The following is a 21,577-nucleotide window of genomic DNA, read 5'->3' as shown; positions in this document are numbered from 1 at the left end:
AGACTCCGCTAGTCGGGTAAGTGAACGATAAAACGGTAAGCCGCCACACTGGCTGCGGCGCGGGCCCAGCTCAACTGATCAATCGCCATGCTGGCGATGGGCGTCTTGCCCATGATTGAAGGCAACACGTGACTATCTACCGCCTGCATCACCACGGTTCTGAGCAGGCCGTCGAACGCATCCGGCTGATGGGCGATGACAATCATCTCCGGATCGTTCATCTGAATGATATTGGCGATGGCGAGGCCAAGTGCGTCACCTGCCTCGTGCAGAATGGCGATCGCGGCGCTATTGCCTTTCACCGCCAGCGTTTCCAGTCCGGCAACGCTGGTGCACGGCAGTTGTTTTTCGCGCATGCTTTCTCGCATCGCGGTGAGCGACGCCAGCGTGTCGAGGCAGCCGCGCTTGCCGCAGCGGCACGGACGCCCGCCGGGCTCTACGGTACAGTGAGCAATTTCACCGGCCCCACCGTGCGCGCCGCGGTGCAGCTGCCCCTGAAAGAAGTGCGCGGAGCCAATGCCGTCGCCGTGGGAAATCAGGGTGAAATTCCGTGCCTTTTTCGCCACGCCGAAAATCTTTTCGCTGACCGCCAGAGCTTTGGCATCGTTTTCCAGTGACACCTCCAGACCGGTTTGCGCGTTAAGCAGTGCCGCCAGCGGGACGTTTTTCCAGCCCAGCAGGGCAGACTGAACGCACACCGCCTGGTTTTCATCCACAAAGCCGGAAAGCGTGACGCCCAGCCCGATAAGCTGGTCGGCGGAGATGCCTTTTTGTGCAAGCAGACCGGGGATGGCGGCGGCCAGCGCACCAGCCAGCAGCGCAGGATCGGGATTCAGCGGCATGTGGGTACTGGCCAGGATGCGGCCGTGCATATCCGTCAGCACCAGATACACATCGTCACCGAGCAACGACGCACCGAGAAAATAGGCACTGTCGGCACGCATTTTTAATAACACCGAAGGCCGACCCTGACCGTTACTTTCCGGAATGCTCTCTTCAAGCAGTCCTGCGCTAAGCATCTCTTTGATTAAAGTGCTGATTGCGGCTTTACTCAGCTTCATTTTTTCCGCAATTGCCGTGCGGCTCATGCCATGCGAAGCAATTAATAAACGCAGAATTTGTTGCTGATGAGCATTAAGCATCAGAGTTCTCACGGCACAGGCTGTATTTGGCCGACATTAATCAGCCTTGAAAACAAATTCAAGCGTATTTAGTTTATTTTCTGAATGCAGATCGAATTATAAGTAAAATATATGAACTGATATCTTGGCTTTTGTTTGCAGAGTGTGCCTTATATAGCGTCGAGCCCGTTCATCTGCTGCCGTTAACACAACCAAAGCGTATGGCAGGCGATGGCGCGCATTGACGGTCAGCTGCCTGCCGGGCAATGACTCTTCACTCTTTGTCACTGATTCACTGAGGCCTTCATGCAAAGCACACTCAAGCATTTCAGGGTACTGACACTTGCCGCGGGTATTCTGGCGTCGTTTTCCAGCGCATCGGTTTTGGCTGCTCAGCTGGTCATTATGCAAAACGAACCGCCGCGCAGCATGGACCCGGGCAATCAGACCGCGACCTTTACCGGCACGGTGCTGGACCCGATGTATGAAGGCCTGACGCGGCTCGGTGACGATGGCAAAATCATGCCGGCCCTTGCGCTCTCCTGGCATGCCGACGACAGCGGACTGCACTGGGAATTTACGCTGCGTCCCAACGTTAAATTCCACGATGGCACGCCATTTAATGCCGATGCGGTCGTTGAAAACTTTCAGCGTCATCTGGATACGAAGCGCGGTCTTGCCGGAAGTGGGAAAATTCGCACCTTTATTCAGGACGTGCAGAAAAAAGATGACTTAACCGTCACCTTTACACTGAAGAAAATTAATCCGGCGTTTTTAACCGTGCTGGCCTCCGGTCCGGGATTAATGGTGAGTCCACAAGCTGACAAAGCCGGCACGATCAATAATAAAGCCGACGGTACCGGACCCTATAAACTGGCGCAGTATAAATCCGGTGAATTTGTCCTGGAGCAGAAGAATCCGGACTATTGGGGCAAGTCTGCCGGGCCGGACGAAATAAAATGGACCTGGAGCAGTGAGCCGTCAGTCATGAATATGGCGCTGCAATCCGGTCAGGTCGATATTATTAACCCGGTGCCGCCGCAATTTGCCGGCATGTTAAAAAATAATCCCGGCGTGCAGTTAAAACAGTCGCCGGGCGCGGCGGTATTCTGGATCGATCTCAATACGCAGAGTAAAGCCCTCAGCGATGTCAGAGTACGCCAGGCGCTGAACTTCGCGACCGACCAGCAGGCGCTGGTAAAAGCGGTGATGTTTGGTTATGCGCAGCCGGCCAATTCCCCACTGGCGCCGGTCGATGCCAACTACGACAAAGCGTTGCATGACTATCCATATGATGAGCAGAAAGCCAAAGATCTGCTTAAGGCAGCGGGCTATGCCGACGGCTTCGCCATGTCGATTGCCGTGCAGGCACCTGACGCACGTACCGCGCAGGTTCTGCAGGGTATGTGGAGCAAAATTGGCGTCAAACTCAGCGTGCGCCAGATGGAGAGCGGCGTATGGGCCAAAGCGGCGTTTGCCGATGCCAAAGAGAAAGCCGCGCAGGGTACGGACGCGGTGCTGGCGTCCTGGTCCTCGGGGCTGTACGGCTCGGATCTGCAGTTGCGTCCGCTGTATCACAGCAGCAGCTTTGCGCCCGGCGGGGCTAACCTCGGCTTCTTCAGCGACAAACGTACCGATGAGCTAATCGATAGCGCCGCCTCCACGCTCGACGATGCCCAGCGCAAAGCGCTCTATTTCCAGGCACAGCAGCGGATCAGCGGACTCGCCCCGCAGGTGCTGCTCTACTATCAGGACGATCTGTATGCGACGCGCAAAAATATCAGTGGCGTGACAATGCAACCGGGCGGCCAGATTGTGGTCCGTGATGCCGTGAAGAAATAGTGCTGATGGCTGATTGATATGAAAGCGTATGTCGCAAAAAAGGTGCTCTCGCTGCCGTTGATTATCTTCGGTGTGTCGATCATCGTGTTTATCGCCATCCGCGCGTTGCCGGGCGATCCGGCACGCCTGATGGCCGGCCCGGAAGCGCCGCAGGAAGCGGTGGACAGTATGCGCGTGCGCCTCGGGCTGGATCAGCCTTTGCCGCTGCAATACGTCAGGTTTGCCGGTGAAGCGCTGCATGGCAATCTCGGGCTGTCGCTGCAGTCGCAGCGTCCGGTGATGACCGAAATCAGCGAACGCCTGCCGTACACGCTGTCGCTGGCGGCGCTGGCGTACCTGCTGGCGATTGCCATCGGCGTGCCGGCGGGCATGACCGGGGCCATTTACCGGCAGCGCATTCCCGATCAGATCGTCATGGTACTGACCATTGCCGGTGCCTCGATTGCGAACTTCTGGCTGGCGTTGCTGGCGATGAACTACTTTGCGGTACAGCTCGGCTGGCTGCCGCTACTCGGTGCTGATTCGTGGCGCAACTATGTGATGCCGACCGTTACGCTGGCGATTCTCCCGATGGCGATGATTGCGCGGATGACGCGCTCCAGCATGCTGGATGTGCTCAGTCAGGATTACATCCGTACCGCCAGAGCCAAAGGGTTATCGTCGGCCAGCGTTAACTGGAAACACGCGCTGCGCAATGCGCTGATACCGATTGTCACCATCGTCGCGCTGAATTTTGGCAGCCTGATCGGAGGTGCAGTGGTGACAGAGTCGGTGTTTAACTGGCCGGGTATTGGCCGCCTGCTGGTGGATTCGGTGAAATACCGCGACTATCCGGTGATTCAGGGCGTAACGTTAGTGGCGGTAACCGGCGTGGTGTTGATGAATCTGGTCGGTGAGATAGTGATTGGCTTGCTCAACCCGAAAATAAGGTTCGACTGATGAACAGTTTCGACACGTCTCTCCAGCCGCCGCCCGCGCGCCGCCGCCAGATCGTGAGGTTTTTGCTTGGCAACCCTTCCATCACGACCGGAGGCGGGCTGGTGCTGCTGGTGGTGCTGGCTGCCCTTTTTGCACCGCTGATCACTCACTGGGATCCCATCGAGCAGGATCTGTTGAACACGTTGCAGGCACCTTCCGTTGCCCACTGGTTCGGCACCGATGATTACGGCCGCGATATTTTTGCCCGCGTCATTTATGGCGCGCGCATCACGCTATTTGAGGTGAGTCTCAGCGTGGCCATCTCAATGGCGATCGGCATTCCTCTCGGCATCATCTCGGGGCTGGCCGGACGCAAGATTGATGCGCTGATTATGTGGCTGATGGATATTATTTTCGCCTTCCCCGGCATCGTACTGGCGATTCTGATTGTCAGCGTGCTCGGCGAGGGGCTGACAAATATGCTGATCGCCATTTCGTTGTTCTCGATCCCGGTATATGCACGTCTGAGTCGCAACCTGACGCTGGGACTGAAAAATATGGAGTATATCGAAGCGGCGCATATGCTTGGCGTGCGATACCCGCGCATTATCACGCACTATATTCTGCGCAACGCCATTGGCCCGCTGATTGTACAGTCGACGCTGACGGCTGGTGCGGTGGTGCTTTCTGCCGCCAGTCTGTCGTTTCTCGGGCTCGGCGTGCAGCCGCCGATGCCGGAGTGGGGCACCATGATGAGCGATGGCCGCAACTTTCTCGGGCTAAATATTTACGTCTCCCTATTTCCCGGACTGGCGATTTTGATTACCGTGCTCGGTTTTAATGTGCTGGGCGACGGCCTGCGCGATGTAATGGATAAACGTTTATGACTCACCCGCACTCAACCGTGATCTGCCTCGATTTGGGCGGCTCCTTTATCAAGCTTGGCGTGATGGATGCACAGGATCGGCTAACCCTGCTCGATCAGCAAAAAATCCCGGCGACGGACTGGCAGGCATTTTGCGCCAGAGTCAGCGAGATGATCGCCGGGCAGCATAACCATTTCAGCAGCCAGGCGGCTGTCGCCATCTCCACGGCGGGCATTGTGGCACCGCAAACCGGCGAAATGTTTGCCAGCAACATCCCGGCTTTTCACCGGCGTAATCTGGCGCGGGAACTGGGTGAGGTGCTGCAGCGGCCGGTGATCGCGCACAACGACGCCGACTGCTTTGCCCTGGCCGAGGCGCTGGCCGGCAGCGGCAAAGGGCACAAAGTGGTGTTTGGCGCGATTCTCGGTTCCGGCGTGGGCGGTGGTCTGGTGGCGGACGGCCGCATTATTACCGGACAAAACGGCCTGACCGGCGAATGGGGCCACGGGCCGATTACCCTCACGGAAGTGACGCTGGCGCATCGTCGCGTGCGCGTGCCGCGCCAGGCGTGCCCGTGCGGCCAGACAGGGTGTCTGGACACCTACGGCGGCGCGCGCGGACTGGAAACGCTGCATCAGGTATTGCACGCTGAAAGCGCCAGCAGCGTGGAAATCATTGCTCGCTGGCAGCAGGCAGAAGCGCGGGCGCAGCAGACGATAGAAGCCTGGCTGCAACTGGTGAGCGAGCCGCTCGCCTACACCATTAACATTACCGGCGCGTCGCGGGTGGCGGTAGGCGGCGGCCTGGCTTCGGTCACCCCGCTGATTGCTGCGCTTAATGATGCGGTGCAGCGCTGTGTGTTGCGCAGCACAGCGCATGCGCTGGTGGTGCCGGGCGAGTTTGCCCACCAGGGCGGCATGGTGGGCGCGGCGCTGCTGGCGCGGCAGGCGCTCAGCGCGTCCTGAGCTTTTGCCCTTTCGCCCGTTGCAGGCGCTTTTCGGTTACCGTGTTGCGCTCAAGACTTCGTTGAACCCGATTCAACCTTAAATGCGCTAAGCTTGACGCGCTAAAACCCGCAGCAAAGAGGCTGGTGAACAGACACTGTCGCCAGCCTCTTTGCTGTTTTTTTCACCTGCGGTACGGAAAAAAACATGTCATCAGTACAACCTCAATTTTCTCAGCTTCCGGACGAGGCCTCGCTGCCGCGTCACAGCGTGCCAAAAGCGCTGTTCGCGCTGGGCACCGGTGGATTTGCCATCGGCACCGGTGAATTTGTCATCATGGGCCTGCTGCCAGATGCGGCGAAAGGCCTGAACGTCACCATTCCTGAGGCCGGCCATCTCATCAGCATTTATGCCCTCGGCGTAGTGATTGGCGCGCCGCTGCTGGCTATTCTCGGCGCGCGGGCTTCACGGCGTAATTTCCTGATGACGCTGATGGGCCTGTTTGCGCTGGGTAATCTGCTGAGCGCTGTCGTGCCGGGCTACCCTGCGATGCTGGTGGCCCGCTTTCTGGCGGGCTTTCCGCACGGCACCTTCTTTGGCGTTGCGGCGCTGGTGGCGGCAGGACTGGTGGAGCGCGCGCGGCGCGCGCAGGCGGTGTCGATGGTGCTGCTGGGATTAACCATCGCCAATCTGATTGGCGTACCTGCCGTTACCGCCATCGGCCAGTGGTTTGGCTGGCGTGATGCGTTTGCCATCGTCGGCGGACTGGCGCTGCTGACGCTGTTACTGGTGTGGCTTTGGGTTCCCAATGTGGCCGGTGACAAGCAGGCCAGTCCACTGCGCGAGCTCTCGGCGCTGACGCGCAAGCAGGTTTTGCTGACGCTGGCGATTGGCGCGATTGGCAGCGGCGGCATGTTCTCGGTATTCAGTTACGTTAAACCCACCATGATGGAACTGGCCCACCTGCCGGAGAATCTGGTACCGGCGATACTGGCGCTGTTTGGTCTTGGCATGATTATCGGCAACCTTGTTGGGGGGACGTCTGGCCGATCGCGGGCTGGAGAAAACCATCCGCATTATACTGGTGTGGTCGCTGCTGGTATTGAGCGCGTTTGTCTTTGCTGCGCATTATGCGCTGGCGGGCGCGCTTAACGTGATGCTGGTCGGTACCATGGTGGCGCTGGGAAGCGTGCTACAGATCCGCCTGATGGACGTGGCCGGTGATGCACAAACCCTGGCGGCCGCGCTTAATCACTCAGCGTTTAACATTGCCAACGCGCTGGGGGCGTGGCTCGGCGGCATCACCATTTCCGCCGGGCTGGGCTGGCAGTCCACCGGCTGGGTTGGGGCCATTCTGTCCGTGCTGGGGCTGCTGATTCATGCCATTGCGGTGCGCGATGCGCGCCGGCGCTCGCCATAAAATAATTTTTACCGCGCGGGAATAAACGCCGCGCTGGTTCGTCTTATGCCCACTTTTCCTTACTGAGTTGGCTAAGATGAACTTTAAACCTACGGTCAGACATCTGCCGTTGTTACTGCTGGTGGTCATTATTCCCGGATTACTGCTGGTGCTGTTTCTTGCTGCAGGCGGTTGGCTGACGCCGCAGCGCCTCAGTGCGCAAAGTCTGGTGCAGTCGCTGCAGCAAAACAGCGGTGTGCATCCGGGATACCGGCGCAATCATGCCAAGGGCGTGTGCGTTACCGGCGATTTTACCTCCAGCGGCAACGCGGCGTTTCTGTCACGCGCCAGCGTTTTCCAGCCGGGTACGGTGCCGGTGATTGGCCGCTTTGCCATTGCCGGCGGTAATCCGCACGCGCCGGATTATGGCGTGCCGGTGCGCAGCCTGGCGCTGGAATTTCAGCTGGCGCACGGCGAGCAGTGGCGTACCGGCATGAACGCGCTGCCGTTTTTCCCGGTCAGTACGCCGCAGGCTTTTTACGATCAGCAGCAGGCCAGTCGACCGCTGCCGCAGACCGGCAAACCTGATGCGCAAAAGCTGATGGCGTTTACCGTTGCCCATCCCGAAGTTAAACCTTTCTTTGCCTGGGTAAAAACCCACGTACTGGCCGCCAGCTGGGCACAGGAGCAGTACAACAGCCTGAATGCCTTCCGCTTTACCAATGTGCAGGGGGAAACGCGCTTTGTGCGCTGGAGTCTGGTGCCGCGTACGCCATGGCAGCCGATTAGCGCCGCTCAGCAGCAGCCGGATTATCTGCAGAGCGACCTGCACGACCGGCTGGCGACCGCACCGCTGAAGTGGGATCTGGTGATCAGCGTGGCTCACCCCGGCGATGCGGTGAACGATGCCAGCAAGGTGTGGCCAGCCGATCGGCAGCAGGTTGTCGCCGGTACGCTAACGCTGCGCGACAGCAGCCCGCAACAGGGCGGCAGCTGCAATGACATCAATTACGATCCGCTGATCCTGCCGCAGGGCATCAGCGGTTCGGACGATCCGCTGCTCAACGCGCGCTCCGCCGCTTACGCGAAATCTTTCAATCTGCGCACGGCTGAACAGGCGCGCCAGCAGGAGAAAAAATCATGAGTCACCAGACAACCCTGTTTCATCCGCTGCTGCGCATCGTACACTGGTTGATGGCGCTGGCCGTGCTGACCATGCTATTTATCGGCGTGGCGATGGTGGCGGATATCTCGGCTGCCCATTCGCTGCTGCTGGCGATACACAAACCGCTCGGCGTGGTGATCGCGTTGCTGGTAGTCGTGCGTATCGGGCTGCGGCGTTACTATGGTGTGCCCGCCATGCCCGCGTCGGTGCCTGGCTGGCAGCAAACGGTGGCACATTTGACCCATCTGGCGCTCTATTTACTGATGCTGGCGCAACCGCTGGTAGGCTGGGCAATGCTGTCGGCAGGCGGGTTTCCGGTGACAATTGGCGAGGGGCTGGTGCTGCCGCCGCTGCTGCCGGTTAGCGTGGAAAGTTATGCCGTGCTGCGCCCGTTACACTCGCTGCTGGCGTTTAGTCTGTTCGCGCTGATTCTGGCCCATCTGGCTGCCGCGCTGCTGCATGGTCTGATTTTACGGGATGGCGTGCTGAGTAGCATGACCGGCCTGCGCCGGGTGCGAGAGCAAAAATAATGTCTGCATTGAGCGATGACGAAATCCGCGCATTACTGCCGCATTTGCAGCGTTTTGCGCTGGGGCTGACGCGTGAGCGCATGGCCGCTGAGGATTTGGTACAAAACACGCTGGTCAAAGCACTGGACGCGGCGCGCGATGACACGCGCAGTCTGCGTGCCTGGCTATTTTCCATTCTCTGGCATCAGTTCATTGATGGCGAACGGCGCCGCAAGCGCTGGCAGGCGATTATGACGCTGTTCAGCCGCGCCGAGCCCTTTGCCGAGTCGGCTGAGCATCACGCCATCGCCGATGAGATGCTGGCGCTGTTCGCCCGTCTGCCGGCTGACAGTCGCGCATTGCTGCTCCTGGTTAACGTGGAAGGCATGCGTTATCAGGAAGCAGCTGACACGCTGGACATTCCGCTGGGCACCGTGATGTCACGGTTGTCGCGGGCGAGAAAACAGTTGCAGCACATGACCGAAGGCCTGCCGGCCCCGGTGACGTTGAGGAGATTAAAATGAATATCCCGCCCGATGAGAACCAGCTGCACGCCTGGCTGGATGGTGAACTGGATAGTGCCAGCCATCAGGCCGTCAGCGACTGGTTGGTGCAGCATCCTGACATCGCCGCCCAGGTTGAGGGCTGGCGTCAGGACAAGCTGCGCTTGCAACAAAGCCTGCAGCGCAATATGGCGCGAACCACCTTTACGCCACTGCAGCCGGCACAGCTGCGCCAGCGGCGTGCGCGGCAGCGTTATCAGCGGCTGGCGCTGGCCTGCTCGCTGGTGCTGGCGTTGGGGATCGGCAGCCTGTCCGGCTGGCAGATGACTGAACGCTTACAGAATCATCCGTTACCGATGGAGGATGCGGTACAGGCTTACCGGTTATTCGGCGATGGCGCGCAGCAGGCGACGATGGACATTAGCACCCACCAGACGACACAGCTGGCCAGCTGGCTGGGCCGCTATTTTATCAACGGTACGCTGCCGCCCAATCTGGAGCGCTTTGGCTATCAGCTCATCGGCGCGCGCCTGATGGCGAATGAGCATGGCGCCTCGGCGCTGGTGCTGTATCAGACCGCCAGCGGCACGCGCGTTGGCTGGTACATCCGCCCGCAAACCGTGCGGCTGGAAAAGGGGTCGCGCCAGGCGGATAACCTGGTGGCGCAATACTGGAGCGATCGCCACTATAACTATGCACTGGTGAGCCCGATGAGCGGCGAAGCCGCACCGGCGCTGCGTGCTGCGATAGGCAGCGAAGTGGGCTGATTCATTTGCCTGCCAGCTTTGCCTGCAGGAACGTCATAAATACCCGATTGATCTCGCTGCGCTGGCGATGCTGCGGATAAAGCGCATTCAGGTGCAGCGAGGCCGGATGCCAGTCATCCAGTACCGTCACCAGCTCACCACGCGCCAGCGCCGGAGCCACGATAAACTCCGGTAGCAGGATCAGCCCCAACCCGGCGACGGCCGCATCACGCAGCATTTCTCCGTTATTGCTGACCATCGGTCCCTGGACCGCCAGCACTTTACGCGTGTCGCCCTGAAACAGCTCCCAGCCGGTCTGGCTTTCACGTCCATAGCGCAGACAGAGATGCTGCAGCAGATCCTCCGGCTCACGCGGTGCGCCAGCACCCTGCAGGTAGGTCGGGCTGGCACAAATTACGCGGCGGAATTCCCCCAGCCGTTTGGCGATCAGGCTGGAGTCCGGCAGCGTGCCGATGCGGATCGCCATATCAAAACCTTCACCCACCATATCCACATGCCGATCGGCCAGTTCCACCTGGAACTGGATACCGGGATGCTGGCTCAGGAATTCGGCGATATAAGGGGAAAGATGGCTGATGCCGAACGACATCGGCACGCTGAGACGAAAACTGCCGCGCAGCACCTGACGACGACCAGACACCGCCAGTTCGGCTTCCTGCATATCATCCAGAATGCGCTGCGCATGCTGGGCAAACAGCTGGCCGTTGTCGGTTACGGACAGTTTGCGCGTGTTGCGATTCAGCAAACGCGCCCCGAGCGACTCTTCCAGCGCGGCGATGCGTCGGCTGACGTATTGCTTGGAGAGCATCAGCTGTTCAGCCGCAGCGGTAAAGTTGCCCGCTTTGATTACGGCGACGTAAATCCGGAGATCTTCAATCTGCATATTGTCCACTTATCTGTGACAGTCATTGTCATCCAGGCGCATTGTTGGGCAAATCAGTTTACGTATACTGGTCAGCAACGGGAAGGGCCTTCGCCCTCCAGCTAAAAAAATTTAAGGAGCAGACCATGATTGAACAACGACTGTCCGAACAACGTGGCTTAGGCGATCACGGCTGGCTGCATTCACGCCATACCTTTTCGTTTGCCAGCTACTGGGACCCACAACAGACCGGTTTCTCCGATCTGCTGGTGATTAACGATGATCAGGTAGCACCGGGTCGCGGTTTCGGTGCGCATCCGCACAACAACATGGAGATTATCTCCTACGTGCTGGAAGGCGCGCTGGAGCATAAAGATTCCATGGGTACCGGTTCGGTTATCGTGCCTGGTGACGTGCAGCTGATGAGCGCCGGCAGCGGCGTGACGCACAGCGAGTTTAACCACTCGAAACAGGATAATGTGCACTTCCTGCAGATCTGGATTGTGCCGGCAGAACGCGGTACCGAGCCAGGTTACCAGCAGGTGTCAGTGGCAGAGGCCGACAAACGCGGTCAGCTGCGCCTGATTGTTTCGCCACAAGGCGACAACGGCTCGCTGCGCGTACGTCAGGATATGCGTATTTACGCGGGACTGTTTGACGGTGCCGAGCAGCAGACGCTGGAACTGGCTAACGATCGCTATGCTTACATTCATGTGGCGCGCGGCAGCATTGAAGTGAATGGCGTGAGCTTTAAAGCCGGCGATGGCGCGCGCGTACGCAATGAGACGGCGCTGCAGTTCGCTAACGGTAACAACGCTGAAGTGCTGGTGTTTGATTTACGACCAGTAGAAGTTAATCATCCGCAGCGTTAATTCATTGCGCGGTAAGTCAGCGAGGCATGGCGTGAACCTTCACGCCATGCCTTTTTATTTGGCTTAAGGTACGAATAATAACCAGCACCTGACAGGTCCGGCATAAAATAGGAATTTTTACCTTCCACAAAAATGCAAAGCCCCTTAAATTTGCCTCCAGGATAAGCACGCTACGCCAGGTATTTGGCGGCTAAACAACAAACAAAGTTAACACTATTACATTCCATTAGAATTAATGGTAATGAGGATTTTGATGGTTTTAAAACGCAGCTTTAATATCGCAGTGGTATTGGTTCTAGCCTTTTCTGTAACGGCTTGTGGCATGTCTCATCGTGGCCGCAACACCGCCATTGGCGCCGGTGTGGGTGCGGTGGGCGGCGCTGTTCTGACCGGTGGCAGCACCTTCGGTACCCTCGGCGGCGCGGCTATCGGCGGCCTGATTGGTCACGAAGTCAGCCGTTAATTTCACCGCTACTCAGGATTTCGCCAGCCGGAATGCTGGCGAAATCATTTCACTTCATAACCCGCCGTCAATAGCCCCGCGTTGAAATATTCATCGGCCAGAAATTTCTTTATTTAATCCGGCCATCAATTATTACCGCTACCGCTTAAAAAATATTAATCGATCTGTAGCTGATGAATCATCAGAGCGGCGCGTGCGGCTTCTTTGCCTTTTTTAATAAAATGTTCGGTATAAAACGCTTCAATCGCATCGACCGGCTGAAAATTGTGCGGAGTGAGTGATACCGAAAACACCGGAACATTGGTGGCGAGCTGTACATTCATCAGGCCATCGACGACGGCCTGTGCGACAAAGTCATGGCGATAGATGCCACCGTCGACCACCAGCGCGGCGCAGACAATCGCATCAAATTTGCCGGTTTCGGCCAGGCGTTTAGCCAGCAGCGGCATTTCAAACGCGCCGGGTACGTCATAGCTTGTTAATGTATTTTCGACGCCTTGTTCTGCCAGTTCCTGCTCAAAGCCCACCAGCGCGTTGTTCACGATCGCCTGATGCCATCCTGCTTTAATAAAAGCCACCCGAAACTTATTCATAATGCTTCCATGATTAGCTGAAAAATTTATAAGTGAATAATAAAAAAGTCTTTTTTATCATCTACCCGCTATCCGTCTGGTATACCATATGTTGCAATTTTGATCCACAACGCGGGCAGTTCGGTTAACGTGCTGCTTGACGCCAGCCAGCGCCTGCAATACAAATAGACGCGTCGGGGGAGTCTCGCCTGAGAGACTGAGAGGCTAATAGCGCACTGCGCGGCTTAGCGACCCTTTGAACCTGACCCAGTTGATACTGGCGTAGGAAGACTGACGGCTTCATGTGCAAAGCCGTCTGGCGCAAAGGCGAGCCCGATCGCTGGCGTCGATTCCCTTCACCTGTATCTGCGGGTCTCAGTTATCACTGAGAGGCCGATGTGAATTTCCCAGATTATTTACCGGATCGTTGTTCATGAGCCGCTGGAGCGTGCTCGGTAGCGGTGTGTCCGGGCTTTGTGTTGCCACGCTGCTGGCTGAGCGCGGCGAAACCGTCGAGGTCATTGATGATGAAGCGCGTCAGCCTGCCTCGTGGTTTGCCGGTGGCATGCTGGCGCCGTGGTGTGAAGCAGAAAGCGCGCCAGCCGACGTAATTACCCTCGGCCAGCATGCTGCGGCATGGTGGCAAACGCGCGTCAGCAGCGTGGTGCATCAGGGCACGTTAGTGCTGGCACCGCCGCGTGATAACCCGGAGTTAAACCGCTTCGCGCGCATGACAACGGCGCATCAATGGGTTGATCCGGCGTCGCTCGAACCGGCGCTGGAAAACCGTTTTGCGCGCGGACTGTTTTTCCCGCGCGAAGCACATCTCGATCCGCGCCGTGCGCTGGCTGAACTGCGTGACAAACTGCTGCTGCGCGGCGTCCGCTTTGATGCGCGCCAGCCATCGGGCCAGATCATCGACTGTCGCGGTATCCATGCCAGAGCGCAACTCTCCGGCCTGCGCGCGGTGCGCGGGGAAATGCTGATCCTGCAGAGTCATGAGGTGACATTTTCCCGGCCGATTCGTCTGCTCCATCCGCGTTTTCCCTGTTATCTGGTGCCGCGTCGCGACGGCCACTTCATGCTCGGTGCCACCATGATCGAAAGCGACGATGCCAGCGCTATCAGCGCGCGCGCCATGATGGAACTGCTCAGCGCGGCCTACACCCTGCACCCGGCGCTGGCGGAAGCGCGCGTCATCGAAAGCGGCAGCGGTCTGCGTCCGGCATGGCCGGCTAATCTGCCGGAAATCCACTATCACAACGGTATTTTTTATCTTAACGGCATGTATCGTCACGGTTTTCTGCTGGCACCAATGATGGCAGAACAGCTGATGCAGCGCCTGTCCGGGGAGGTTAGCCATGAATATTCAGCTTAACGGCCGCACCATCAGCACTGAGGCCAGCAGCCTCAGCGAATTGCTGATCGAACAGCAAATCGATGCGGTCTGTGTTGCCACCGCCTGCAATGGCGATTTTGTGCCGAAAAGTCAGTATGCCAGCCTGCAGTTGCAGGAAGGCTGGCAGCTGGAAGTCCTGTCACCGATGCAGGGAGGCTGAGCGATGTTTTACGATTTTACACCGCAGTCACGCTTGCTGCTCGGCACCGCAGGCTACCCTTCACCGGCGATTTTGCAGCAGGCGATCGCCGCATCCGGCAGTGAAATTATCACTGTCAGCCTGCGCCGCGAAGGCACGGCGGGCGCGGCTTTTCGCGAGCTGCTGACGGGCCTGAATGTGCGCGTGCTGCCCAATACCGCTGGCTGCCACACGGTCAAAGAGGCCGTCACCACCGCGCACATGGCGCGCGAGTTGTTTAACACGCCGTGGATCAAGCTGGAAGTGATTGGTCATGCCGACACGCTGCAGCCCGATCCGTTCGCGCTGGTCGAAGCGGCACGCATTCTGTGCGCCGACGGCTTCCAGGTGTTTCCCTACACCACGGAGGATCTGATTGTCGGTGAAAAACTGCTGGCCGCCGGCTGTGAACTGCTGATGCCGTGGGGCGCGCCCATCGGCTCCGGCCAGGGACTGCGAAATATTGACGGGCTGCGGGCGATGCGAGCCTGGTTCAGCGATATTCCACTGATCATTGATGCCGGCATCGGCGCACCGTCACAGGCAGCGCAGGCTATGGAGATGGGCTTCGATGCCATCCTGCTCAATACCGCCGTGGCGAAAGCGGGCGATCCGGTGGCGATGGCGCGCGCGTTCAGCCAGGCGATCGCCGCCGGGCAGGGCGCGCGCGATGCCGGGCTGATGGAGAAGCGTGATATGGCCGTGGCCTCAACGCCGATCTTCGGCCTCGCTAACCTGAACTAAGGAGCGCGCAATGGAACGCTACCAACGCCAGATGATGCTGCCGGAAATTGGCGTCGTCGGGCAGCAGAAACTGGCTCGCGCCCGCGTGCTGGTAGCCGGTGCCGGTGGGCTGGCCGCCACGCTGCTGCCTCAGCTGACGGGCGCGGGCGTCGGTCAGCTGTGCCTGTACGATGATGATCAGGTCGCGCTGCATAACCTGCATCGCCAGACGCTGTTCACCCTGCAGGATGTGGGTCGCAGCAAAGCTGTGGCGGCGCAGCAGGCTTTGCAGCAGCGCAATCCTGAGGTGCAAATCGAAGCGGTGCCCGAGGCGCTGAGCGCCAGCAATATCGCGCAGGCGCTGACGGGGTGCGATCTGGTGATTGATGCCGCCGATAACTTCGCGGTGACTTACCAACTGTCTGATGCCTGTTTCCAGGCAGGCATACCGCTGATCAGCGCCTCGGTGCTGGGTCGTCAGGGCTATGCTGGCGGTTTTTGCGGCGGCGCGCCGAGCTATCGTGCGCTGTTTCCGCAGCTGCCTGCTTCCGCGGCTAACTGTAACACCGCTGGCGTGATGGGCCCGGCCGTGGCGGCGCTGGGGGCGATGCAGGCGCAGATGGCGCTCAGCGTACTGCTCGGGCTGCAACCCTCACCGCTCGGCTGCATGGTCAACTGTGACTTCGTCAGCTGGCACTTTCGTTCGTTCCGCTTTGATGCGGCACAGGAACCGGCCCAGCCCGGCGTGCCGTTTATTGATGCTCACCTGTTACAACCCGGAGACTGCATTGTGGAGCTGCGCAGCTGCGAAGAGGCGCCTGCCAGCGTGGCCGATCGGGTTGAGCGCGTATTGCCGCACGAACTGGACGCCTGGCAGCCACCGGCGGATCGCCGCATCGTACTGGTCTGCGCCAGCGGCATCCGGGCGGCGCAGGCGGCCAGCGCGCTGGCGCAGCGCGGCTTTAATCAGCTGGCGATTCTGGCGGCGCGCCGGCCATGACGCAGGACATCCGCTTTGACCAGGTGAGCTTTGCCTGGGGCGAAAAACAGCTATGCGATCGGCTCAATTTGCAACTGCGCGGCGGCAAAACCACGGTGCTGCTGGGCTGCAGCGGCATTGGCAAAAGCACGCTGCTGCGTCTGGTGGCCGGCTTAGTGCAGCCGCAGCAGGGCAGCCTGAGCGGTATTGCGCAGCACGTGGCATGGATGGGGCAGCAGGATCTGCTCTATCCGTGGCTGACGGTGCTGGAGAACGTGATGTTGACGGCGCGTCTAAGCGGTGCGAAGCCGGACCGCGTGCGGGCGCACCATTTGCTGGCGCAGGTGGGACTGGAAGACGAGGCGCAAGCCGCGCCCTCACAGCTCTCGGGTGGTATGCGGCAGCGGGTCGCGCTGGCGCGCACGCTGTATGCGCAGCGCGAGCTGGTGCTGATGGATGAGCCGTTCGCCACGCTGGATGTGATGACTAAACACCAGCTGCAAACGCTGACCGCGACGCTGCTGCGCGGCAAAACGGTGCTGCTGGTGACGCACGATCCGCTGGAAGCCTGCCGTATGGCCGATGACATTCTGCTGTTGCACGGCCAGCCGCTGCAGATGACGCACTGGCCTGTGCCGAACGGTACGGTGCCGCGCGCGCTCAATGATGCCGGACTGCTGCAGGCGCAGGCCGAACTCTTTTCCCGACTGAATTCCTATGAAAAAGCTGAGTAGTGGTATCTACCTGATCGCGGTGGTGCTGGGCGTGTGGCTGCTGGCGCGCCACAACGGCGTACCGGCATTTCTGCTGCCGGCACCGCAGGCGGTGCTGGAGGCTCTGTGGCAAAAGCGGCAGCTGCTCGCGCATCACGCAATGTTCACGCTGGCGGAAATTGTGCTGGCGCTGCTGCTGGGCGTCGGCGGTGGCGTGGTGCTGGCGGTGCTGATGGCTTCCAGCCCGCTACTGCGTCGGGTGCTGTTTCCGCTGGTGACGGCCAGCCAGACCATCCCGGTATTTGCGCTGGCCCCGCTGCTGGTGCTGTGGCTGGGTTTTGGCATCGCGTCAAAAGTCGTGGTGGCGGCGCTGATTTTGTTTTTCCCGCTGTGCCTGTCGCTGTTCGACGGTTTATGCCGTACGCCTGCCGGCTGGCTGGAGCTGGCGCAAACGCTGTATCCCTCGCGCTGGCGAATTTTCTGGCGCGTGCGCTGGCCGGCTGCGCTGCCGCAGTTTTTCGCCGGCCTGCAAATGGCGGTGGTGCTGGCACCCATTGGGGTGGTGATCGGCGAGTGGGTCGGTGCCAGCGAAGGGTTGGGCTACCTGATGATGCAATCCAACGCGCGGCTGGAAACGGCCACCAGTTTTGCCGCATTGCTGCTGTTAATGAGCCTGGCGCTGCTGCTCTCAGCGGCCGTGGCGCTGGTGCGTAAAAAATTTCTCTGGCAATCATACTAAGGAACTTGAGTGAACAGACTTCTTCGTGCCATCGCTTCGTTACTGCTGCTGGCCACCATCAACGCGCAGGCAGCCGAAAAGGTGCGGCTGCTGCTCGACTGGTTCATTAACCCAAACCACGCGGCGATCTTTGCCGCTCAGTACAGCGGGGCGTTTAAACAGCAGGGGCTGGATGTCGAGATGATCGCACCGGCGGATTCCGCGTCGGTACCGCTGTTGCTGGCGGCAGGCAAGGCGGATCTGGCGATTAGCTATCAGCCACAGCTCTATACGCTGGTGGACAAGCAGGTGCCGGTAATCCGGGTTGGCACGCTTATTAACCAGCCGCTGAACACCCTGACAGCCGTATCGGGCGATATCCACAGTATTAAAGACTTCGCCGGTAAATCGATTGGCTATGCGATTCCCGGCGCGGAAGATGTGGCTATCCGCAACATGCTGAAATCGCAGGGCGTCGACGTTAACAGCGTGAAGCTGGTAAATCTGAATATGGACGCCGTCTCCGCGCTGCTGACGCATAAAATTGACGGCGCGCTGACCATCTTCCGTAACTACGAGCTGCTGGATTTGCAGGACAAAGGCGCAAAGCCGGTGTCGTTTAAACCGGAAGATTACGGCGTGCCGGCCTACGATGAGTTGATCATTCTGGCCAACAGCAACACAGCGGCAAACGATCCTCGCATCCCGGCATTTCTGCGTGGGCTGGATGCGGGCATCGCCTGGCTGCGCGCTCATCCGCAACAGGCGTGGCAGGCGTTCATTAAGCGTTACCCTGAACTGGATACGCCGCTCAATCATCAGGCCTGGCAGGCGACGCTGCCTTATTTTGCAACGCACAGTGCGGAATTCAATCAGGCGCGTTATCAGGCATTTGGTGAATATATGAAAGCCAACGGGCTGATCACCACCGTGGCGCCGCTGGCGCGCTATTCACTGTAATCCGTCCGCTTGCGCCGTTTTCCCAGGCCGGGAGAACGGCGCGCGTTGACATTGCGTGCGGCCGGGGGACAAACGGAGACCCGCATCCCCGGTTTTCGGAAAATACTGGATTTCTGTGACTGTTATCACTGCGCGGGTAACGCTAAAATAAATACTTCTCATTTAGCAGAAGGTTTTTCGTCACGATGTTTTCGCGTTTCACACTGGCCACGTTAACGGCCACACTCCTGCTCACCGGTTGCGCGCGTCATGCTGCCAGCGACAGCAGCGCTGATGCTGCCGCCGCAGAAGCCCCGGCTACTGCTTCCGCTCCGGTCGAAAACAACGACAGCGCTTCGCCGTTTGCCAGCGGACCGACCGTCATCAATGTCTCCCATCTGGTGACGCGCACCGACGATGGCTCATCCGTGTACGTGACGGTGGATGGGCAGGAAGCCGGACTGCTGCAAAAGGGCGAGAGTAAAGAGCTCCGCGTTCCGGCCGGTAAACACCAGATTGGCGGCTACGTGCAAACACTGTTTGGTTTTGGCAAAGTGACCATTCCTGCGGTCGATGTCACCACAGACACCAATGGCCCGAAAAACGTGGTCTATTCCGTTACGCGGCAAAAACCGCAGTTCAGCGAAAGCGCTGCCACGCCAAACAACTCCTGATTGACTGTGGTGCGGGCCAGATGTCGGCACCGTTGATCGAAGTCTGGGGCAGGGCGTTATGCGCTCTGCCTGAACGGTCAGATAATTAAGTCGACATGCTGGCCACCCGGCATCTTTACACCCAGCGTCAGCTCTCCACCCAGCGCCTCAATGTAGCGCTTCAGCGTGGAAATTTTTAACTCTGCACCACGCGCTTCCATCGCCGCCACAGATGACTGGGCAATGTGCATGGCCTGCGCTTGCTGACGCTGAGTCCGCTGCATCTGCTCACGTAATTGATAAAGCTGGTATTCCAGACGCATCTGGCTGACGCGTTCATCGACCTGATGTTGCTGTTCGGGCGTCAGCGCCGCCAGCATCTCATCCAAGGTTTTCATTATGAGTTTCCCCGATTGCGTTCAGATGATGATGGTATTCGGTTTCGGCAATGTGAAGCATCTGCTGATAGAAACGCTTCTGATTTTTACCCTGTTTGTTGCCGGCACACAGCACAATCGCATGGCGGCGCGGATCGAAAACAAAAAAGCTGCGGATGGGACGACCTTTACTTTGCACGCGTAGCTCTTTCATATTGGGCACCCGCGATAACATCAGAGTATCAACGAAAGGGCGACCGAGATGCGGACCGTCCTGCGCCAGAAGCTTCAGGGCGGCAAGCACGTCGAGACGCAACGCTTCATCCTGAGCCTGCAACCATTTCCAAAACCGATCTGTTGCTTCAACCTGCCACACGATGCCATCCTTGATAGTCTGTAGTCTATTTTATCGTCTGCAGTCTATCAAGGCTCGCGGATTAAAAAATCCGTGACGGGGAATTTATCTCATCTTTCGAGTCTGGCTCGCAAAAAACAGCGGTAAAGCGCAGCGCAATAAGCCATCAGTGCATCAACGCATACACGACATCAATCGCGTTGATGACCAGGAAGAACAGGATAATGTGGGTGAGGGCATTAACGGACATCGCTTTGGGTTGAGACATCATCAGTCCTGAATAATTAACGTGAATACAGTGAAGTAACGTTAAATATTACCTGTTAAGAATAAGATTACTATGCTGTGCCACGGTTATCAGAGGTGCCGGACGGCTGCGTTTTCATGCGCGGGTTCAGAAGACACCACATTTCATCCGCTTGCGGCCGCGCGTCCTTAATTTTAAAGATAAATCGCAGGGGCATTCGCCTGATGGCTGGCCCGGATTGCGTGGCTAATGGCGTCGAGGCGCAGCGGTGAGATTAAATCGCCGGTAAGATTTGCGCCGTCAGAGTGCGTAAATGTTCACGCAGTAATTGATGTAAAGCGCGAATCGCCGGCGAGAATTGTTTGCGATGCGGGCAGATTAAATGCAGCGGCGTGCTTTCACCTGGCAGCTGCGGCAGCACCCGTTCCAGCCGGCCGTGTCTGATATCATCGCAGACATCAAGCCAGGATTTATAAGCAATCCCCATTCCGGCAATCGCCCAGCGGCGCGCCACTTCAGCGTCGTCGCACAGCAGCCGGCTTTTCACCGTAATCTGTCGCCGCATCCCTTCCTGCGGGAAGGTCCATTTATCATACACGTGGCCGCCCATGACAAACGGCAGACAGTGATGCTGTGCCAGATCCTCGAGTTTTTCCGGACGGCCATGTCGATCGAGATAATCGGGTGCGGCGACCATCACACGGCGGTTTTCTTCCGCCAGCGGTAGCGCGACATAGCTGCTGTCCTCCAGCTTACCGTAGCGAATGGCGATATCCACCGGATCGCGGAACACGTCACTCACCTGATCGGAAAACGAGAGACGCAGCCCGAGCGCCGGATGCGCCCGGCAAAACTCTGTCAGCAGCGGCAGAATAATATGACGGCCGATGTCAGACGGCAGAGCGATTTTCAGCTCGCCGCTCAGGGCATCGTCGTGGCTTTGCAGGCTTTCTGCACCGGCGTGCATTAGCGCCAGCATCTCCTGCGCGAACGGCAGATACTTTTCGCCTTCCGCCGTTAAACGCAGGCTGCGCGTCGATCGCGCAAACAGGCGGCGATCGAGATCGCGCTCCAGCCGCTGAATGGCGGCGCTGACCTGACCGGGCAGCAGGTTGGCTTCGCGCGCTGCGCGGGAAAAGCTGCCCAGCGCGGCAGAGCGCACAAACAGGGTGACATCTTCTAAACGAATCATCGACGTTCTCGCCATTATCGGGATTTTCACTCTACGAGTGAAAGTGTTGTCCTGCAACAGGCATTTTTCCCGGCGCGATGTCTGGCTATGCTGCTGTCAACACCCTGAAAATATTCACTCACCTGGAGCTTGTTGCATGAAAGCGATTGTTTATAGCCAAAACGGTTTACCGATTTCAGATGAAAATGCGTTGTATGAACTGGACGTGGCGAAACCGCAGCCAGGCGCACGCGATCTGCTGGTAAAAATCAGTGCGATTGCGGTTAACCCGGTTGATACCAAAGTGCGCGCGGGCGCCCCG

General features: G+C 58.6%; 24 protein-coding genes, 1 pseudogene and 1 riboswitch. Of the genes and pseudogenes, 19 read left to right on the top strand and 6 right to left on the bottom strand.

All coding sequences use genetic code 11. The features are described 5' to 3' along the window. Window positions 1-8: 8 nt before the first annotated feature. On the bottom strand, window positions 9-1,142 hold the full coding sequence (locus tag ERD80_RS00215; protein ID WP_136545479.1) for an ROK family transcriptional regulator: 1,134 nt from the start codon (window positions 1,140-1,142) through the stop codon (window positions 9-11). A gap of 285 nt (window positions 1,143-1,427) precedes the next feature. On the opposite strand from ERD80_RS00215, the gene ERD80_RS00210 reads away from it, so the two are divergent. The 9 genes and pseudogenes from ERD80_RS00210 to ERD80_RS00170 all read left to right on the top strand — a co-directional run bounded on the left by ERD80_RS00210 (window position 1,428) and on the right by ERD80_RS00170 (window position 10,034). Continuing rightward, complete coding sequence (locus ERD80_RS00210) at window positions 1,428-2,963, top strand: ABC transporter substrate-binding protein (RefSeq protein ID WP_136545478.1); 1,536 nt, start codon at window positions 1,428-1,430, stop codon at window positions 2,961-2,963. 18 nt (window positions 2,964-2,981) lie between these two features. Next, window positions 2,982-3,902 carry an ABC transporter permease gene (locus ERD80_RS00205; protein ID WP_021508908.1) on the top strand — a complete coding sequence of 307 codons (921 nt, stop codon included), beginning with the start codon at window positions 2,982-2,984 and terminating at the stop codon, window positions 3,900-3,902. Then, on the top strand, window positions 3,902-4,768 hold the full coding sequence (locus ERD80_RS00200) for an ABC transporter permease (protein ID WP_021508909.1): 867 nt from the start codon (window positions 3,902-3,904) through the stop codon (window positions 4,766-4,768). Before ERD80_RS00205 ends, ERD80_RS00200 begins: the two co-directional genes overlap by 1 nt. Then, window positions 4,765-5,712: an ROK family protein gene (locus ERD80_RS00195; protein WP_132463284.1), complete on the top strand. Its 948-nt coding sequence runs from the start codon at window positions 4,765-4,767 to the stop codon at window positions 5,710-5,712. The genes ERD80_RS00200 and ERD80_RS00195 overlap by 4 nt, the downstream gene beginning before the upstream one ends. 186 nt (window positions 5,713-5,898) lie before the next feature. Then, window positions 5,899-7,111 (top strand): annotated as a pseudogene (locus tag ERD80_RS00190) (MFS transporter). 76 nt (window positions 7,112-7,187) lie between these two features. Next, a complete protein-coding gene (locus tag ERD80_RS00185; protein WP_136545477.1) occupies window positions 7,188-8,234 on the top strand; it encodes a catalase family peroxidase in 1,047 nt (348 codons plus the stop codon). Then, complete coding sequence (locus tag ERD80_RS00180) at window positions 8,231-8,785, top strand: cytochrome b/b6 domain-containing protein (RefSeq protein ID WP_021508913.1); 555 nt, start codon at window positions 8,231-8,233, stop codon at window positions 8,783-8,785. Before ERD80_RS00185 ends, ERD80_RS00180 begins: the two co-directional genes overlap by 4 nt. Then, window positions 8,785-9,288 carry a sigma-70 family RNA polymerase sigma factor gene (locus tag ERD80_RS00175; RefSeq protein WP_058781060.1) on the top strand — a complete coding sequence of 168 codons (504 nt, stop codon included), beginning with the start codon at window positions 8,785-8,787 and terminating at the stop codon, window positions 9,286-9,288. Before ERD80_RS00180 ends, ERD80_RS00175 begins: the two co-directional genes overlap by 1 nt. After that, complete coding sequence (locus tag ERD80_RS00170; RefSeq protein WP_021508915.1) at window positions 9,285-10,034, top strand: hypothetical protein; 750 nt, start codon at window positions 9,285-9,287, stop codon at window positions 10,032-10,034. The genes ERD80_RS00175 and ERD80_RS00170 overlap by 4 nt, the downstream gene beginning before the upstream one ends. Before the next feature lies 1 nt (window position 10,035). Here the strand turns inward: ERD80_RS00170 and ERD80_RS00165 are convergent, their stop codons facing one another. Next, a complete protein-coding gene (locus ERD80_RS00165; RefSeq protein WP_136545476.1) occupies window positions 10,036-10,917 on the bottom strand; it encodes a LysR family transcriptional regulator in 882 nt (293 codons plus the stop codon). Window positions 10,918-11,042: 125 nt separating this feature from the next. Here ERD80_RS00165 and ERD80_RS00155 point away from each other — a divergent pair, with 125 nt between their 5' ends. Continuing rightward, on the top strand, window positions 11,043-11,768 hold the full coding sequence (locus tag ERD80_RS00155; RefSeq protein ID WP_021508917.1) for a pirin family protein: 726 nt from the start codon (window positions 11,043-11,045) through the stop codon (window positions 11,766-11,768). A 253-nt stretch (window positions 11,769-12,021) separates the two neighbouring features. Further along, a complete protein-coding gene (locus ERD80_RS00150; RefSeq protein ID WP_031279978.1) occupies window positions 12,022-12,231 on the top strand; it encodes a glycine zipper 2TM domain-containing protein in 210 nt (69 codons plus the stop codon). A gap of 155 nt (window positions 12,232-12,386) precedes the next feature. On the opposite strand, the gene ERD80_RS00145 is transcribed toward ERD80_RS00150, so the two are convergent. Next, the gene (locus ERD80_RS00145; RefSeq protein ID WP_058770327.1) at window positions 12,387-12,824 is read right to left on the bottom strand and encodes a 6,7-dimethyl-8-ribityllumazine synthase; all 438 of its coding nucleotides are present in this window, start codon (window positions 12,822-12,824) and stop codon (window positions 12,387-12,389) included. Window positions 12,825-12,989: 165 nt separating this feature from the next. After that, a riboswitch (TPP riboswitch) is annotated at window positions 12,990-13,109 on the top strand. A 127-nt stretch (window positions 13,110-13,236) separates the two neighbouring features. Between ERD80_RS00145 and ERD80_RS00140 the strand changes: the two genes are divergently transcribed. The 8 genes from ERD80_RS00140 (at window position 13,237) to ERD80_RS00105 (ending at window position 19,126) form a co-directional block, all read left to right on the top strand. Next, window positions 13,237-14,181 carry an FAD-dependent oxidoreductase gene (locus tag ERD80_RS00140; RefSeq protein ID WP_058781065.1) on the top strand — a complete coding sequence of 315 codons (945 nt, stop codon included), beginning with the start codon at window positions 13,237-13,239 and terminating at the stop codon, window positions 14,179-14,181. After that, window positions 14,165-14,362, top strand: a complete 198-nt coding sequence (gene thiS / locus ERD80_RS00135) for a sulfur carrier protein ThiS (RefSeq protein WP_127834999.1) — start codon at window positions 14,165-14,167, stop codon at window positions 14,360-14,362. Before ERD80_RS00140 ends, thiS begins: the two co-directional genes overlap by 17 nt. A 3-nt stretch (window positions 14,363-14,365) precedes the next feature. After that, window positions 14,366-15,124 (top strand): thiazole synthase, encoded by a 759-nt coding sequence (locus ERD80_RS00130; RefSeq protein ID WP_010615680.1) that lies wholly within the window; start codon window positions 14,366-14,368, stop codon window positions 15,122-15,124. 10 nt (window positions 15,125-15,134) lie between these two features. Further along, window positions 15,135-16,103, top strand: coding sequence for a HesA/MoeB/ThiF family protein (locus ERD80_RS00125; RefSeq protein WP_021508921.1), 969 nt, complete (start codon window positions 15,135-15,137; stop codon window positions 16,101-16,103). Beyond that, window positions 16,100-16,816, top strand: a complete 717-nt coding sequence (locus tag ERD80_RS00120; protein WP_021508922.1) for an ATP-binding cassette domain-containing protein — start codon at window positions 16,100-16,102, stop codon at window positions 16,814-16,816. Before ERD80_RS00125 ends, ERD80_RS00120 begins: the two co-directional genes overlap by 4 nt. Further along, complete coding sequence (locus ERD80_RS00115; protein ID WP_058776076.1) at window positions 16,800-17,534, top strand: ABC transporter permease; 735 nt, start codon at window positions 16,800-16,802, stop codon at window positions 17,532-17,534. The genes ERD80_RS00120 and ERD80_RS00115 overlap by 17 nt, the downstream gene beginning before the upstream one ends. 9 nt (window positions 17,535-17,543) lie before the next feature. Beyond that, the gene (locus ERD80_RS00110) at window positions 17,544-18,473 is read left to right on the top strand and encodes an ABC transporter substrate-binding protein (protein ID WP_059009262.1); all 930 of its coding nucleotides are present in this window, start codon (window positions 17,544-17,546) and stop codon (window positions 18,471-18,473) included. A 185-nt stretch (window positions 18,474-18,658) separates the two neighbouring features. Next, window positions 18,659-19,126, top strand: coding sequence for a hypothetical protein (locus ERD80_RS00105; RefSeq protein WP_058759022.1), 468 nt, complete (start codon window positions 18,659-18,661; stop codon window positions 19,124-19,126). Between the two features lie 77 nt (window positions 19,127-19,203). On the opposite strand, the gene ERD80_RS00100 is transcribed toward ERD80_RS00105, so the two are convergent. The 3 genes from ERD80_RS00100 to ERD80_RS00090 form a co-directional block, all read right to left on the bottom strand. Continuing rightward, the gene (locus ERD80_RS00100; RefSeq protein ID WP_021508926.1) at window positions 19,204-19,503 is read right to left on the bottom strand and encodes a helix-turn-helix domain-containing protein; all 300 of its coding nucleotides are present in this window, start codon (window positions 19,501-19,503) and stop codon (window positions 19,204-19,206) included. Then, window positions 19,487-19,858 (bottom strand): type II toxin-antitoxin system RelE/ParE family toxin, encoded by a 372-nt coding sequence (locus ERD80_RS00095; RefSeq protein ID WP_058781070.1) that lies wholly within the window; start codon window positions 19,856-19,858, stop codon window positions 19,487-19,489. Before ERD80_RS00095 ends, ERD80_RS00100 begins: the two co-directional genes overlap by 17 nt. Window positions 19,859-20,358: 500 nt before the next feature. Beyond that, a complete protein-coding gene (locus ERD80_RS00090; protein WP_058759023.1) occupies window positions 20,359-21,276 on the bottom strand; it encodes a LysR family transcriptional regulator in 918 nt (305 codons plus the stop codon). Between the last annotated feature and the right edge of the window lie 301 nt (window positions 21,277-21,577).

It is taken from the genome of Pantoea sp. R102 (assembly GCF_004916815.1).
Lineage (GTDB): Bacteria > Pseudomonadota > Gammaproteobacteria > Enterobacterales > Enterobacteriaceae > Pantoea > Pantoea dispersa.
The sequence above is the reverse complement of the archived record's forward strand: the minus strand, read 5'-3'. Positions and strand labels throughout refer to the sequence as shown.

Coding starts and splice junctions, on each gene's coding strand:
- ERD80_RS00155 (WP_021508917.1), top strand. CDS start 11,043: ATGATTGAACAACGACTGTCCGAACAACGTGGCTTAGGCGATCACGGC.
- ERD80_RS00125 (WP_021508921.1), top strand. CDS start 15,135: ATGGAACGCTACCAACGCCAGATGATGCTGCCGGAAATTGGCGTCGTC.
- ERD80_RS00215 (WP_136545479.1), bottom strand. CDS start 1,142: ATGCTTAATGCTCATCAGCAACAAATTCTGCGTTTATTAATTGCTTCG.
- ERD80_RS00120 (WP_021508922.1), top strand. CDS start 16,100: ATGACGCAGGACATCCGCTTTGACCAGGTGAGCTTTGCCTGGGGCGAA.
- ERD80_RS00115 (WP_058776076.1), top strand. CDS start 16,800: ATGAAAAAGCTGAGTAGTGGTATCTACCTGATCGCGGTGGTGCTGGGC.
- ERD80_RS00145 (WP_058770327.1), bottom strand. CDS start 12,824: ATGAATAAGTTTCGGGTGGCTTTTATTAAAGCAGGATGGCATCAGGCG.
- ERD80_RS00105 (WP_058759022.1), top strand. CDS start 18,659: ATGTTTTCGCGTTTCACACTGGCCACGTTAACGGCCACACTCCTGCTC.
- ERD80_RS00175 (WP_058781060.1), top strand. CDS start 8,785: ATGTCTGCATTGAGCGATGACGAAATCCGCGCATTACTGCCGCATTTG.
- ERD80_RS00140 (WP_058781065.1), top strand. CDS start 13,237: ATGAGCCGCTGGAGCGTGCTCGGTAGCGGTGTGTCCGGGCTTTGTGTT.
- ERD80_RS00090 (WP_058759023.1), bottom strand. CDS start 21,276: ATGATTCGTTTAGAAGATGTCACCCTGTTTGTGCGCTCTGCCGCGCTG.
- ERD80_RS00210 (WP_136545478.1), top strand. CDS start 1,428: ATGCAAAGCACACTCAAGCATTTCAGGGTACTGACACTTGCCGCGGGT.
- ERD80_RS00100 (WP_021508926.1), bottom strand. CDS start 19,503: ATGAAAACCTTGGATGAGATGCTGGCGGCGCTGACGCCCGAACAGCAA.
- ERD80_RS00130 (WP_010615680.1), top strand. CDS start 14,366: ATGTTTTACGATTTTACACCGCAGTCACGCTTGCTGCTCGGCACCGCA.
- ERD80_RS00205 (WP_021508908.1), top strand. CDS start 2,982: ATGAAAGCGTATGTCGCAAAAAAGGTGCTCTCGCTGCCGTTGATTATC.
- ERD80_RS00150 (WP_031279978.1), top strand. CDS start 12,022: ATGGTTTTAAAACGCAGCTTTAATATCGCAGTGGTATTGGTTCTAGCC.
- ERD80_RS00165 (WP_136545476.1), bottom strand. CDS start 10,917: ATGCAGATTGAAGATCTCCGGATTTACGTCGCCGTAATCAAAGCGGGC.
- thiS (WP_127834999.1), top strand. CDS start 14,165: ATGAATATTCAGCTTAACGGCCGCACCATCAGCACTGAGGCCAGCAGC.
- ERD80_RS00170 (WP_021508915.1), top strand. CDS start 9,285: ATGAATATCCCGCCCGATGAGAACCAGCTGCACGCCTGGCTGGATGGT.
- ERD80_RS00180 (WP_021508913.1), top strand. CDS start 8,231: ATGAGTCACCAGACAACCCTGTTTCATCCGCTGCTGCGCATCGTACAC.
- ERD80_RS00185 (WP_136545477.1), top strand. CDS start 7,188: ATGAACTTTAAACCTACGGTCAGACATCTGCCGTTGTTACTGCTGGTG.
- ERD80_RS00200 (WP_021508909.1), top strand. CDS start 3,902: ATGAACAGTTTCGACACGTCTCTCCAGCCGCCGCCCGCGCGCCGCCGC.
- ERD80_RS00195 (WP_132463284.1), top strand. CDS start 4,765: ATGACTCACCCGCACTCAACCGTGATCTGCCTCGATTTGGGCGGCTCC.